Genomic DNA, 11,999 nt, shown 5'->3' with positions numbered 1-11,999 from the left:
TGTTACCTTACTTTTTCTTAGCTTCTTTAGTACGCACAACTTCATCTGCGTAACGAACACCTTTACCTTTATAAGGTTCAGGACGACGATAAGCACGGATATCTGCTGCAACTTGTCCAATTAACTGTTTATCAGCACTTTTTAGTACGATTTCAGTTTGAGAAGGACACTCAGCCGTTACACCTTTAGGCAATTGATGTTCAATTGGATGAGAATACCCAAGTGATAAACCAATTGTTGACCCCTTAACTTGTGCACGATAACCGACACCAACTAGCTGAAGTTTTTTAGTAAACCCTTCAGTAACACCAATCACCATTGCATTAATCAGTGCACGTGCAGTACCTGCTTGAGCCCAAGCATCTGCATGACCGTCACGAGGAGCAAATTTAATATTATTCTCTTCTTGATTAATAACAACCGCATTGTTAATTGAACGAGTTAACTCGCCATTTTTACCTTTAATCGTAATTACCTGACCACTGAGTTTTACCTCTACGCCAGCAGGAATAACGACATGTGCTTTTGCAACACGAGACATTCTTTTCTCCCTTACGCTACGTAGCAGATAATTTCACCACCAAGTCCTGCTTGGCGTGCTGCTCGATCAGTCATAACACCTTTAGAAGTAGAAATAACCGCGATACCCAAACCTGCCATTACTTTTGGCAATTCATCTTTACGCTTATAAATACGTAAACCTGGACGACTAACACGTTTAATACTTTCTACAACCGCCTTACCTTGGAAATATTTTAAAGTAATTTCCAATTCTGGCTTAGTGTCACCAACAACTTTAAAGTCCCCGATATACCCTTCTTCTTTTAGCACATTGGCAATTGCCACTTTTAGCTTAGAGGAAGGCATGGTGACTGCAACTTTATTCGCAGATTGACCGTTACGAATACGGGTCAACATATCTGCAATAGGATCTTGCATGCTCATCTATAACACTCCCCTGATTACCAACTTGCCTTTTTAAGACCAGGAATCTCACCACGCATGGCTGACTCACGAACCTTAATACGGCTTAAACCAAACTTACGAAGGACGCCATGCGGACGACCAGTTTGACGACAACGACGACGTTGACGTGATGGACTAGAATCACGAGGAAGCGTTTGCAATTTCAGCACTGCATTCCAACGATCTTCATCTGATGCATTAAGATCAGAGATAATCGCTTTTAATTCTTGACGCTTTGCAAAATATTTTTCTGCTAGCTTTACGCGTTTCTTATCGCGTTCAATCATTGATTGTTTAGCCATTATGCCCTACCTTACTTACGAAATGGGAAGTTAAAGGCAGATAATAACGCTCGGCCTTCTTCATCTGATTGTGCAGAAGTGGTGATAGTAATATCTAAACCACGAACACGATCAACTTTATCATAATCGATTTCAGGGAAAACGATTTGTTCACGAACACCCATGCTATAGTTACCACGACCATCGAAAGATTTTGCGCTTAACCCACGAAAATCTCGAGTACGAGGAAGAGCAATATAAACAAGACGTTCGAAAAATTCCCACATACGTTCGCCACGTAAAGTCACTTTACAACCAATAGGATACCCTTGACGGATTTTAAAACCAGCAACTGACTTGCGTGCTTTGGTGACTAGTGGTTTTTGTCCACTAATTGCTGCTAAATCAGCAACCGCATTATCTAATAATTTCTTATCAGTAATTGCTTCACCCACACCCATATTCAAGGTGATCTTTTCGATCCGAGGGACTTGCATGACAGATTTGTAGCCAAACTGTTCTTGCAGTTTATTTACTACCTGTGCTTTGTAGTAATCATGCAGTTTCGCCATCGTACACTCCAAATTACTTATTTGATTAATTCATTAGTAGACTTATAAAAACGAACTTTTTTGCCGTCTTCAATACGAAAGCCTACGCGATCTGCTTTGCCTGTAGCTGGGTTGAAAATTGCTACATTAGAAACATTAATAGCTGCTTCTTTCTCAACAATTCCACCATCTTGATTTAATGCAGGTACAGGTTTTTGATGTTTTTTCACCAAATTAATACCTTCAACAATCACTTTGCCAGTAGACAAAACGCTTCTAACTTTACCGCGTTTACCTTTATCTTTACCAGTTAACACGATAACTTCATCTTCTCGACGGATCTTCGCTGCCATTACCCGCTCCTTACAGTACTTCTGGTGCTAATGAAATGATCTTCATAAACTTCTCAGAACGAAGTTCACGAGTGACCGGTCCAAAAATACGCGTACCAATCGGTTGCTCACTGTTATTATTTAAAATAACACAAGCATTGCGATCGAAACGAATGACAGATCCATCAGGACGACGAACACCTTTTCGAGTGCGCACCACAACAGCTTTAAGTACATCACCTTTTTTAACTTTACCACGTGGAATTGCTTCTTTGATGGTAACTTTAATGATATCACCTACTGCTGCATAACGACGGTGCGATCCACCGAGAACCTTGATACACATTACGCTACGTGCGCCTGAGTTATCGGCAACATCTAGCCTAGTCTGTTCTTGGATCATTTTAATGCTCCGTATAAATAAATTATTGTCTAATCTACCTTCATCCACCTCAACTACCATGGATAAGAATAGACAACCAAAACCCACTTATGTGAGGGCGCATAGTATAACACCACTCAAATAAAATGGATAGCATAAAATAAACGGCTACGTTCAGCCGTTTATTATATTGTGTGCAGTTTTTAATCAACTAGATTAGCTAACTGCCTTTTCAACGATGCGAACAAGCGTCCAAGATTTGGTTTTTGATAAAGGACGACACTCTTTAATTTCAACAGTATCACCAATACCACACTCGTTGTTTTCATCATGTACATGCAATTTAGTCGTACGTTTAATGAACTTACCATATAACGGATGCTTCACTTTACGTTCAATAGCTACAGTAATAGATTTATCCATTTTGTCGCTAATAACACGACCTTGCTGAGTACGAATTTTTACTTCAGTAGTCATATTACGCACCCGCCTTCTCAGTTAATAACGTTTTAACTCGTGCGATATTTCGACGCACTTGTTTTAACATATGAGTTTGATTTAACTGGCCTCCAGCTAATTGCATACGTAAGTTAAATTGCTCACGTAATAAATTAAGAAGTTCAGTATTTAACTCTTCAACGCTTTTTTCGCGTAGCTCTTTTGCTTTCATTTACATCACCGTCTTAATCACAAAGGTGGTTTTAATTGGCAGTTTTGCAGCTGCCAACGCAAATGCTTCACGAGCAACTTCTTCCGGTACTCCGTCCATTTCATAAAGGACTTTACCTGGTTGAATCTGTGCAACCCAGTATTCAACGTTACCCTTACCTTTACCCATACGCACTTCAAGTGGTTTTTCAGTAATTGGTTTATCAGGAAAAACTCGAATCCAGATTTTACCTTGACGCTTAACTGCACGAGTCATTGCACGACGTGCTGCTTCGATCTGGCGCGCAGTCAAACGACCACGTCCTACAGCCTTAAGACCGAATGTACCGAAACTAATATCAGTACTTACAGCAAGACCACGATTGCGGCCCTTGTGCACTTTACGGAATTTTGTACGCTTTGGTTGTAACATCAGCGACGCTCCTTATTGTTTTCGGCCTTTGCGCTGCTTTTTAGGTTGAGCAGCAGGTTGTTTTTCTGCTTGTTCAACGGCAGCCATACCACCAAGGATCTCACCTTTGAAGATCCACACTTTAACACCAATAATACCATAGGTAGTTAATGCTTCAGATAATCCATAGTCGATATCCGCTCGTAATGTATGTAAAGGTACTCGACCTTCACGATACCATTCACTGCGAGCAATTTCAGCGCCACCTAAACGACCACTTACTTCAACTTTGATACCTTTCGCACCCGCTTTCATTGCATTTTGTACCGCACGTTTCATTGCACGGCGGAACATAACTCGGCGTTCTAATTGAGAAGTAATGCTATCAGCAACTAATTTTGCGTCAAGTTCTGGTTTACGAACTTCAGCAATATTAATTTGTACTGCAACATCACGTTTTTCTCTTTTGTCTTTATATTTATTGACAATAGAAGCTACGGCATTACGTAATTTTTCAACGTCCTCGCCTTTTTTACCAATCACAATACCCGGACGAGCAGTATGAATAGTAATTCGAACGTTAGTTTCTGCTGAACGATCGATCACAATCTTAGAGATTGATGCTTGCGCTAATTCTTTATTTAAAAATTCACGCACTCTAAAATCACTTTCTAAATTATCAGCGAATGTCTTTGTACCCGAATACCATGTAGATGTCCAAGGCTTGACAATACCTAATCGGATACCATTTGGATTTACTTTTTGACCCATTGCTATTCTCCAGACTAGCGATCTGAGACGATCACGGTGATGTGACTCGTACGCTTCAAAATTCGATCTGCACGACCTTTTGCACGAGGCATAATACGCTTCATGGTTGGGCCTTCGTCAACGAAAATTTTCGCAACTTTTAGATCATCAATATCAGCACCATCGTTATGCTCTGCGTTAGCAATAGCAGACTCTAATACTTTTTTAACCAGTACAGCCGCTTTTTTATTGGTGTACGTTAAAATATCTAGTGCCTGAGACACATTCTTACCGCGAACAAGATCTGCTACTAAGCGAACTTTTTGTGCAGAAGAACGAGCGTGGCGATATTTTGCAATTGTTTCCATCTCTTTCTCCTACTTATTTCTTCTTAGCTTTCTTATCAGCCGCGTGGCCGCGATAAGTACGAGTCGGCGCGAATTCACCCAATTTATGCCCAACCATTTCATCGGAAACATAAACTGGAACGTGCTGACGACCATTATGGACAGCGATGGTCAAACCGATCATATTAGGAAAGATCGTTGAACGACGGGACCAAGTACGAATTGGTTTCTTGTCCCCGCTTTCCACCGCTTTCTCTACCTTCTTCAGCAAGTGTAGGTCAATAAAAGGACCCTTCTTGAGAGAACGTGGCATAGCTAATCCTCTATATTAATTATTTCTTATTACGACGGCGAACAATATACTTATCAGTACGTTTGTTGCTGCGCGTTTTCAATCCTTTGGCTTTTTGACCCCATGGAGACACAGGATGTTTACCAAAGTTACGACCTTCACCACCACCATGTGGATGGTCTACCGGGTTCATTGCTGTACCGCGAACAGTAGGACGAACACCACGCCAACGCGTTGCACCCGCTTTACCTAATACGCGAAGCATATGTTCTGAATTACCGACTTCACCAATAGTGGCACGGCAATCTGATAATACTTTACGCATTTCACCTGAACGCAAACGCAATGTTACATATGCACCTTCACGTGCAACAATTTGCACATAGCTACCAGCTGAGCGAGCAAGTTGTCCGCCTTTACCTGGTTTCATTTCAATATTATGTACGGTAGAACCGACTGGGATATTGCGCATTGGTAAACAGTTACCTGTTTTAATTGATGCATCAACACCAGACTGGATCTGATCACCTGTTTTTAAGCCTTTAGGCGCTAAAATATAACGACGTTCACCATCTTTATATAAAACCAATGCAATATTTGCACTACGGTTTGGATCATATTCCAATCGTTCTACAACTGCTGGAATACCATCTTTATTGCGCTTAAAATCGACAATACGATAATGCTGTTTGTGACCACCACCAATATGACGGGTAGTGATTCGACCATTATTATTGCGACCACCAGTTTTGCTTTTTGAATCAAGCAACGGTGCATAAGGCTTACCTTTATGCAACTCTGGGTTAACCACTTTAACAACGTGGCGACGACCCGGAGATGTAGGTTTACACTTAACAACTGCCATTGTTCTTACTCCTCCGAATTACTCAGCGACGCCAGCAAGGTCTAAGTTTTGACCTTCTGCTAAAGTAACGTAAGCTTTTTTCCAGTCGCTACGGCGACCGATTTGTTGACCACGACGTTTTACTTTGCCTTTAACAACAAGAGTATTAACGTCATCTACTTTAACTTCAAATAGTTGTTCAACTGCGGCTTTAATCTCTCTCTTAGTAGCATCTTTAGCAACTTTCAATACTAATGTATTAGTTTTTTCCATTGAAATAGATGCTTTTTCAGAAACATGTGGTGCTCGCAGGACTTTAAGCAGACGCTCTTCACGAATCATGCTAATTTCTCCTCTACTTGTTTAACTGCATCAACAGTGATAACCACTTTGTCAAATGCAATCAAACTAACTGGATCAATCCCTGCTACATCACGCACATCAACTTTATATAAATTACGTGCTGCTAAGAAAAGATTTTCGTCAACTTCAGAAGTAATAATAAGAACATCATTGAGGTTCATTTCATTTAATTTCTGAGTTAATAATTTAGTCTTAGGTGCTTCAACAGTAAAATTTTCAACCACAATTAAACGTTCCTGACGCACTAATTCAGAGAAAATACTCTTTAATGCACCACGATACATTTTGCGGTTAACTTTTTGGCTATGATCTTGTGGTTTTGCTGCAAATGTTACACCACCACTACGCCAAATAGGACTCTTAATTGAACCTGAACGAGCACGACCAGTGCCTTTTTGACGCCATGGTTTTTTGCCTGAACCAGCGATTTCTGCACGAGTTTTTTGCGCACGCGTACCTTGACGAGCAGCAGCTGCATAAGCAACAACCACTTGGTGAACTAGCGCTTCATTAAACTCACGTCCGAAGGTAGTTTCGGAAACAGAAAGCGCTTGCGCGTCTTTTACTACTAATTCCATCTCTATCTCCTCGACGTTAAGCCTTGATTGCCGGTTTAACAATTACGTCACTATTGATTGCGCCTGGAACAGCACCCTTAATTAATAAAAGGTTACGTTCTGCATCAACACGTACAATATCTAAGTTTTGAACTGTTACACGTTCATTACCTAAGTGACCTGCCATTTTACGACCTTTGAACACTTTACCTGGAGTTTGGTTTTGACCAATAGAACCATGACCACGGTGTGCCAAAGAGTTACCATGCGTTGCATCTTGAGTACGGAAGTTCCAACGTTTTGTTACGCCAGCAAAACCCTTACCTTTAGATGTTCCAGTAACATCAACTTTTTTAACGTCAGCAAAAATATCAACGTTAATGCTTTGACCTACAGTAAATTCACCTTCTTCGAAACGGAATTCCCATAGACCTCGACCAGCTTCAACGCCAGCCTTAGCGAAATGACCTGCTTCAGGCTTATTTACACGGCTTGCTTTTTTGCTACCTGTAGTAACCTGAATTGCTTGATAACCATCATTCTCAAGCGTTTTAACTTGAGTAATACGGTTGCTTTGAACTTCAACTACGGTGACAGGAATAGAAACACCTTCTTCGGTAAAGATTCGTGTCATTCCTACTTTACGACCGATTAAACCAATCATTGTTTAGACCTCTCAATCATTCAGTCTAGGATTAACCTAAACTGATCTGCACATCAACACCAGCAGCAAGATCTAGACGCATTAATGCATCAACTGTTTTTTCAGTTGGTTCAACAATATCAACTAGACGTTTATGAGTACGAATCTCATACTGATCACGCGCGTCTTTATTAACGTGCGGAGAAATCAATACGGTGAAACGTTCTTTGCGTGTCGGTAATGGAATAGGACCACGAACCTGCGCACCAGTGCGCTTCGCAGTTTCTACAATTTCAGCAGTTGATTGATCAATTAATCGATGATCAAACGCTTTTAACCGAATACGGATTCTTTGGTTCGACATGAGACCAGAGCTCCACTATTAAAAAGTTATAACAAAAGATCACTCCTCTTATCCTGTTTCGATTGACAGGAGAGTGTAATCCGTTCTTTTTCGTAACCCCCAAATCGGGAGTATTGTTGATATAATTCAATGTGTTCAGTTATTGTTTATATCTTTATATGCATTTGCTTATAGGAAAACCAATAAGCAAAGTGGAGCTAATTATACGGAAATTATTCACTTTTGCAAGGAGTAATTAACAAAACTAGCTGATACGATATATTATTCTATTTTACAATTCATGTAATAAGCTTAATCAACTTTTCAATTGTTCATATAATCATAACTTAATTTATTCTATTATCTAAAAAGTATATTCTTCTTGATAAAGGTTTTAGATTAAACCATCATTTACCTTTATAACTGGTTGTAACTTATTTGATAATTAAATTGACACTTGATATTTTTCATCTAATCATCTGTTTTAACTAGAAGTCGCAAAAAATGCAAATTTAATAGTTAAACAGCAAAACCTATAAATATGCCAGCAATAGTTGCACTCATCAAATTAGATAATGTTGCTGCCAATAACGCTCTTAACCCTAGTTTGGCAATTTCAGAAATTCGTTCCGGACATATTGCGCCAAAAGCGCCAACAATAACACCAATTGAACCAAAATTAGCAAAACCACATAATGCAAATGAAATAATTGCAATGGATTTTGCATCCATTGAAGCAAGATGATGAGATAAATCTGCATAAGCAACAAATTCATTAATTGCTAATTTTTCACCGATCAAGCCACCAGCCAAAGTTGCTTCATGCCAACCAATTCCCATTACATAAGCTATTGGAGAAAAAACATAACCCAAAATATCTTGCAGATTTAATGATTGCCAGCCGAACCAACTGCCAATACCACCAAGAAGACCATTAATTAGCGCAATTAACGCAACAAACGTCATAGCGACAGTTGCCACACCAACACCAATCTTTAAACCAACCATTGCTCCAGTTGCAACAGCTTCAATGATACTTGTTGCTTTTTTTTCGCCAAATGACATTTCTTTAAATTCAACTTTCGACTCTTCTGTTGCCGGGCTTAAAATACGAGCAAATAATATACCACCAGGAATTGCCATTAATGATGCAGCAAGTAGATATTCTAACGGAACACCAACTCCCGCATAAGCAATCAGCATTGAACCGGCAATAGATGCCATTCCACTACACATAGTGGTAAAAAGTTCATTAGTATTCATCTTATTAACAAAGGGTTTAACCGCGGCTGGAATTTCATTTTGACCAAGAATCATTGTCATTACAGCAACAAAGGCTTCAATTCTACTTATACCTAGTAATTTTTGGAATAAAGAGCCTAAAATATAAATAAACCAATTCATAAATCCAATATAGTATAAAAGAGAAATCAAAGCCGTAACAAAGATAATCGATGGAATAACATTTAGCGCAAACACAAAACCACCATCACCAAAAAGTTCCCCCATTTTTGGACCAACTAAACCACCAAAAACAAACGAGGCTCCAGCATTAGCAAATGAAACTAAATCAGTTATACCTTTAGCCGCAACTTCAACACACTGGCGACCTGCGGGAACAAATAGCATCAATCCCCCAAGTACAAATTGAAGTAATAATGCTGAACTAACAGTCCGCACATTTATTTTTCGACGATTTTTAGAAAAAATACATGCAACTAAAAGCAAGACTGCAATAGCAACAAATCCCCTAAATGCGTTCATAAACCCACCTTATAAATACTGCGCGAACACTCAACAGTGATGCCCGCATTTTTAACGGAGCGAATTTATAATACAACTTATTAGATATTGCAATAAGGAAGAGCTATTTATGAAACTAATTTGGCAGGTTGAATCATTTATTTTATGACAATGGAATTAAAAAACAGGTAATAACATTGGCAAAGAAATATAATTATCAATACTATAAGATTCTTACTAAAATAAAAGATGAATAAAATAGATAGTTAAATTGTAAACAACGATAAATCGCCGTTAAGGCGACTTGTTAATGATCTTCTTTAGCGTGATTTAGACTATATCGTGGAATTTCGACTTCGAGATCTTCATCAGTCACTCGAGCTTGACAGCTTAAACGACTTTGCGGTTCAACACCCCATGCTTTATCAAGCATGTCATCCTCTTGTTCATCGCTTTCTTCTAAAGAATCAAAACCTTTACGGACAATACAATGACATGTTGAACAAGCACAAGACATTTCACAAGCATGTTCTATTTCAATATCGTTGCGTAAAGCAACCTCTAAAATAGACTCTCCTTCTTCTGCTTCAACCGTTTTTCCTTCAGGACAAAGATCAGCATTAGGTAAAAAAGTAATTTTTGGCATAATTATCTCATCAATTAGATATCATCAACATTATGACCTGTTAACGCATGGCGAATAGATCTATCCATACGTTTAGCAGCAAAATCTTGAGTAAGGTTATCAATAACTTTAATGTATTTTTCGATCTCGTAACTGTCGCTAGCTTGACTTGCGACTTCTAACTGATGCTTAGCAGTTAAAATTAGATTGAGTTGATGTTCACTTAATAAATCAATATCTTTATCTAAAGCAGTTTGTAAACTTTCAAGTACTCTTGCCGCTTCAACTTTTTGTTCTGCTAACATTCTCGTTTGCTTATCTTGTTCAGCATAACTTATTGAGTCTTGAATCATACTCGCAATTTCATTATCGGTAAGTCCATAAGACGGTTTAACCTGAATTGCAGCTTCAACCCCAGTTGATTTTTCTAAAGCGGTAACACTTAATAAACCATCGGCATCAACTTGAAATGTAACCCTAATATGAGCGCCACCAGCAGGCATAGGCGGAATTCCGCGTAAAGTAAATTTAGCCAACGAGCGACAATCAGCAACACGTTCTCGTTCTCCTTGCAAAACATGAATCATCATGGCTGTTTGACCATCTTTAAAGGTGGTAAATTCTTGAGCACGAGCACAGGGAATAGTACTATTGCGTGGAATAATTTTTTCAACCAGTTCACCCATAGTTTCAATCCCTAAAGACAGCGGGATAACATCAAGCAATAACATATCAGAATCGGGTTTATTTCCGACTAAGATATCAGCTTGAATGGCAGCGCCAAGAGCAACAACCTGATCTGGATCAATAGAAGTAAGAGGATCTTTGTTAAAATAATTACTTACTAACTGGCGAACTAATGGTACACGCGTAGAACCACCCACCATAACAACTTCAACTACTTCATTAATACTAATATCAGCATCTTTTATTGCTCGTCGGCACACAGCTAAAGTTTTTTTCACCAATGGTTCAATTAGTTTTTCAAATTGCTTTCGAGTGATTGTCAACGATTGATTATCAAGCGTAAATGAAATTGATTCTTGATGACTTAAGGCAATTTTCATATTCACAGCTTGATTTATAATCTCTTGGTTAATATAAGGATCTATATTATTAAGACCTAATTCGGCTTTTATATAATCAACAAGCAACTGATCAAAGTCATCACCACCGAGAGCAGAATCGCCACTAGTTGCTAAAACTTCAAATACACCTTTATGTAACCGCAGAATAGAAATATCAAATGTACCACCGCCTAAATCATAAACGGCAATTATGCCTTCTTTGCCAGAATCTAAACCATAAGCAATAGCGGCTGCCGTTGGTTCGTTTAAAAGACGTAACACATGTAAACCGGCTAATTTAGCCGCATCTTTAGTTGCTTGCCGTTGAGCATCATCAAAATAAGCAGGAACTGTAATCACAGCACCATCAATTTCATTATTAAATGTTTCTCTGGCTCGATTTGCTAATGCTGTTAAAATTTCAGCCGAAACTTGTACCGGATTAACTTGACCATTTGGTAAATTAAGTAATGGCACACCATTTTCACTTTGCGAAAATGAATAAGGGAAATGAGATTGATCAATATCAGATAAACTTCTTCCCATAAGCCGTTTAATTGAACTCACGGTATTTTGTGGATCATTAGCAGAATTAGCTTTGGCATTTTTTCCAACAGTTACAATTGGATTATCATCATGATCAAGTCCATAATGCACTACTGAAGGCAACAATGGCTCCCCTGCCAAATCAGCTAAGACTTCAAATTGTCCACTACGTACAGTGGCAACTAATGAGTTAGTTGTACCAAGATCGATACCTACTGCAAAACGGCGTTGATGAGGTGCTGGTGTTTGTCCAGGTTCACTGATCTGTAAAAGTACCATGTAATATATCTCTAATTGACGTTTATTT

The 11,999-nt window shown here is 38.9% G+C and carries 20 protein-coding genes; all 20 read right to left on the bottom strand.

Annotation, left to right across the window (positions count from 1 at the left end; translation table 11 throughout):
* Positions 1-7: 7 nt before the first annotated feature.
* The gene (gene rplF / locus Q0K76_RS09165) at positions 8-541 is read right to left on the bottom strand and encodes a 50S ribosomal protein L6 (protein ID WP_294614746.1); all 534 of its coding nucleotides are present in this window, start codon (positions 539-541) and stop codon (positions 8-10) included.
* A gap of 11 nt (positions 542-552) precedes the next feature.
* Positions 553-945 carry a 30S ribosomal protein S8 gene (gene rpsH, locus Q0K76_RS09160; RefSeq protein ID WP_294614743.1) on the bottom strand — a complete coding sequence of 131 codons (393 nt, stop codon included), beginning with the start codon at positions 943-945 and terminating at the stop codon, positions 553-555.
* 17 nt (positions 946-962) lie between these two features.
* Positions 963-1,268, bottom strand: coding sequence for a 30S ribosomal protein S14 (gene rpsN / locus Q0K76_RS09155; protein WP_025314395.1), 306 nt, complete (start codon positions 1,266-1,268; stop codon positions 963-965).
* 11 nt (positions 1,269-1,279) lie between these two features.
* Positions 1,280-1,819 carry a 50S ribosomal protein L5 gene (gene rplE / locus Q0K76_RS09150; RefSeq protein WP_065558584.1) on the bottom strand — a complete coding sequence of 180 codons (540 nt, stop codon included), beginning with the start codon at positions 1,817-1,819 and terminating at the stop codon, positions 1,280-1,282.
* Positions 1,820-1,836: 17 nt separating this feature from the next.
* Positions 1,837-2,151 carry a 50S ribosomal protein L24 gene (rplX, locus tag Q0K76_RS09145; RefSeq protein WP_025314393.1) on the bottom strand — a complete coding sequence of 105 codons (315 nt, stop codon included), beginning with the start codon at positions 2,149-2,151 and terminating at the stop codon, positions 1,837-1,839.
* Between the two features lie 10 nt (positions 2,152-2,161).
* Complete coding sequence (rplN, locus tag Q0K76_RS09140) at positions 2,162-2,533, bottom strand: 50S ribosomal protein L14 (RefSeq protein ID WP_025314392.1); 372 nt, start codon at positions 2,531-2,533, stop codon at positions 2,162-2,164.
* Positions 2,534-2,728: 195 nt separating this feature from the next.
* The gene (rpsQ, locus tag Q0K76_RS09135; RefSeq protein WP_025314391.1) at positions 2,729-2,989 is read right to left on the bottom strand and encodes a 30S ribosomal protein S17; all 261 of its coding nucleotides are present in this window, start codon (positions 2,987-2,989) and stop codon (positions 2,729-2,731) included.
* A 1-nt stretch (position 2,990) separates the two neighbouring features.
* Positions 2,991-3,182: a 50S ribosomal protein L29 gene (gene rpmC, locus Q0K76_RS09130; RefSeq protein WP_294614727.1), complete on the bottom strand. Its 192-nt coding sequence runs from the start codon at positions 3,180-3,182 to the stop codon at positions 2,991-2,993.
* Entirely contained in the window at positions 3,183-3,593 is a 411-nt protein-coding gene (gene rplP / locus Q0K76_RS09125) for a 50S ribosomal protein L16 (protein WP_294614724.1), read from the bottom strand. It abuts the gene before it with no gap.
* A gap of 12 nt (positions 3,594-3,605) precedes the next feature.
* Positions 3,606-4,343 carry a 30S ribosomal protein S3 gene (rpsC, locus tag Q0K76_RS09120; RefSeq protein WP_025314388.1) on the bottom strand — a complete coding sequence of 246 codons (738 nt, stop codon included), beginning with the start codon at positions 4,341-4,343 and terminating at the stop codon, positions 3,606-3,608.
* Positions 4,344-4,357: 14 nt separating this feature from the next.
* Entirely contained in the window at positions 4,358-4,690 is a 333-nt protein-coding gene (rplV, locus tag Q0K76_RS09115) for a 50S ribosomal protein L22 (RefSeq protein ID WP_034947997.1), read from the bottom strand.
* A gap of 13 nt (positions 4,691-4,703) precedes the next feature.
* A complete protein-coding gene (gene rpsS, locus Q0K76_RS09110; protein WP_024496505.1) occupies positions 4,704-4,982 on the bottom strand; it encodes a 30S ribosomal protein S19 in 279 nt (92 codons plus the stop codon).
* A gap of 19 nt (positions 4,983-5,001) precedes the next feature.
* Entirely contained in the window at positions 5,002-5,826 is an 825-nt protein-coding gene (rplB, locus tag Q0K76_RS09105) for a 50S ribosomal protein L2 (protein WP_294614709.1), read from the bottom strand.
* 18 nt (positions 5,827-5,844) lie between these two features.
* On the bottom strand, positions 5,845-6,147 hold the full coding sequence (gene rplW, locus Q0K76_RS09100; protein WP_034885052.1) for a 50S ribosomal protein L23: 303 nt from the start codon (positions 6,145-6,147) through the stop codon (positions 5,845-5,847).
* The gene (rplD, locus tag Q0K76_RS09095; RefSeq protein WP_294614704.1) at positions 6,144-6,746 is read right to left on the bottom strand and encodes a 50S ribosomal protein L4; all 603 of its coding nucleotides are present in this window, start codon (positions 6,744-6,746) and stop codon (positions 6,144-6,146) included. The genes rplW and rplD overlap by 4 nt, the downstream gene beginning before the upstream one ends.
* A gap of 16 nt (positions 6,747-6,762) precedes the next feature.
* Positions 6,763-7,389, bottom strand: coding sequence for a 50S ribosomal protein L3 (gene rplC, locus Q0K76_RS09090; RefSeq protein WP_294614701.1), 627 nt, complete (start codon positions 7,387-7,389; stop codon positions 6,763-6,765).
* Positions 7,390-7,420: 31 nt separating this feature from the next.
* Entirely contained in the window at positions 7,421-7,732 is a 312-nt protein-coding gene (gene rpsJ / locus Q0K76_RS09085; protein WP_006120582.1) for a 30S ribosomal protein S10, read from the bottom strand.
* Between the two features lie 498 nt (positions 7,733-8,230).
* The gene (locus Q0K76_RS09080; RefSeq protein ID WP_294614646.1) at positions 8,231-9,475 is read right to left on the bottom strand and encodes a NupC/NupG family nucleoside CNT transporter; all 1,245 of its coding nucleotides are present in this window, start codon (positions 9,473-9,475) and stop codon (positions 8,231-8,233) included.
* A gap of 286 nt (positions 9,476-9,761) precedes the next feature.
* The gene (fdx, locus tag Q0K76_RS09075; protein WP_294614643.1) at positions 9,762-10,100 is read right to left on the bottom strand and encodes an ISC system 2Fe-2S type ferredoxin; all 339 of its coding nucleotides are present in this window, start codon (positions 10,098-10,100) and stop codon (positions 9,762-9,764) included.
* 14 nt (positions 10,101-10,114) lie between these two features.
* Positions 10,115-11,971, bottom strand: a complete 1,857-nt coding sequence (gene hscA, locus Q0K76_RS09070) for a Fe-S protein assembly chaperone HscA (RefSeq protein ID WP_294614638.1) — start codon at positions 11,969-11,971, stop codon at positions 10,115-10,117.
* Between the last annotated feature and the right edge of the window lie 28 nt (positions 11,972-11,999).

Origin of the sequence: uncultured Gilliamella sp., from assembly GCA_945271295.1 — a bacterium.
GTDB lineage: Bacteria > Pseudomonadota > Gammaproteobacteria > Enterobacterales > Orbaceae > Gilliamella.
The sequence above is the reverse complement of the archived record's forward strand: the minus strand, read 5'-3'. Positions and strand labels throughout refer to the sequence as shown.

What these genes read in the sequence shown, in the direction of transcription:
- rplF (WP_294614746.1), bottom strand. Translation starts at nt 541, where the DNA reads ATGTCTCGTGTTGCAAAAGCACATGTCGTTATTCCTGCTGGCGTAGAG.
- rpsH (WP_294614743.1), bottom strand. Translation starts at nt 945, where the DNA reads ATGAGCATGCAAGATCCTATTGCAGATATGTTGACCCGTATTCGTAAC.
- rpsN (WP_025314395.1), bottom strand. Translation starts at nt 1,268, where the DNA reads ATGGCTAAACAATCAATGATTGAACGCGATAAGAAACGCGTAAAGCTA.
- rplE (WP_065558584.1), bottom strand. Translation starts at nt 1,819, where the DNA reads ATGGCGAAACTGCATGATTACTACAAAGCACAGGTAGTAAATAAACTG.
- rplX (WP_025314393.1), bottom strand. Translation starts at nt 2,151, where the DNA reads ATGGCAGCGAAGATCCGTCGAGAAGATGAAGTTATCGTGTTAACTGGT.
- rplN (WP_025314392.1), bottom strand. Translation starts at nt 2,533, where the DNA reads ATGATCCAAGAACAGACTAGGCTAGATGTTGCCGATAACTCAGGCGCA.
- rpsQ (WP_025314391.1), bottom strand. Translation starts at nt 2,989, where the DNA reads ATGACTACTGAAGTAAAAATTCGTACTCAGCAAGGTCGTGTTATTAGC.
- rpmC (WP_294614727.1), bottom strand. Translation starts at nt 3,182, where the DNA reads ATGAAAGCAAAAGAGCTACGCGAAAAAAGCGTTGAAGAGTTAAATACT.
- rplP (WP_294614724.1), bottom strand. Translation starts at nt 3,593, where the DNA reads ATGTTACAACCAAAGCGTACAAAATTCCGTAAAGTGCACAAGGGCCGC.
- rpsC (WP_025314388.1), bottom strand. Translation starts at nt 4,343, where the DNA reads ATGGGTCAAAAAGTAAATCCAAATGGTATCCGATTAGGTATTGTCAAG.
- rplV (WP_034947997.1), bottom strand. Translation starts at nt 4,690, where the DNA reads ATGGAAACAATTGCAAAATATCGCCACGCTCGTTCTTCTGCACAAAAA.
- rpsS (WP_024496505.1), bottom strand. Translation starts at nt 4,982, where the DNA reads ATGCCACGTTCTCTCAAGAAGGGTCCTTTTATTGACCTACACTTGCTG.
- rplB (WP_294614709.1), bottom strand. Translation starts at nt 5,826, where the DNA reads ATGGCAGTTGTTAAGTGTAAACCTACATCTCCGGGTCGTCGCCACGTT.
- rplW (WP_034885052.1), bottom strand. Translation starts at nt 6,147, where the DNA reads ATGATTCGTGAAGAGCGTCTGCTTAAAGTCCTGCGAGCACCACATGTT.
- rplD (WP_294614704.1), bottom strand. Translation starts at nt 6,746, where the DNA reads ATGGAATTAGTAGTAAAAGACGCGCAAGCGCTTTCTGTTTCCGAAACT.
- rplC (WP_294614701.1), bottom strand. Translation starts at nt 7,389, where the DNA reads ATGATTGGTTTAATCGGTCGTAAAGTAGGAATGACACGAATCTTTACC.
- rpsJ (WP_006120582.1), bottom strand. Translation starts at nt 7,732, where the DNA reads ATGTCGAACCAAAGAATCCGTATTCGGTTAAAAGCGTTTGATCATCGA.
- Q0K76_RS09080 (WP_294614646.1), bottom strand. Translation starts at nt 9,475, where the DNA reads ATGAACGCATTTAGGGGATTTGTTGCTATTGCAGTCTTGCTTTTAGTT.
- fdx (WP_294614643.1), bottom strand. Translation starts at nt 10,100, where the DNA reads ATGCCAAAAATTACTTTTTTACCTAATGCTGATCTTTGTCCTGAAGGA.
- hscA (WP_294614638.1), bottom strand. Translation starts at nt 11,971, where the DNA reads ATGGTACTTTTACAGATCAGTGAACCTGGACAAACACCAGCACCTCAT.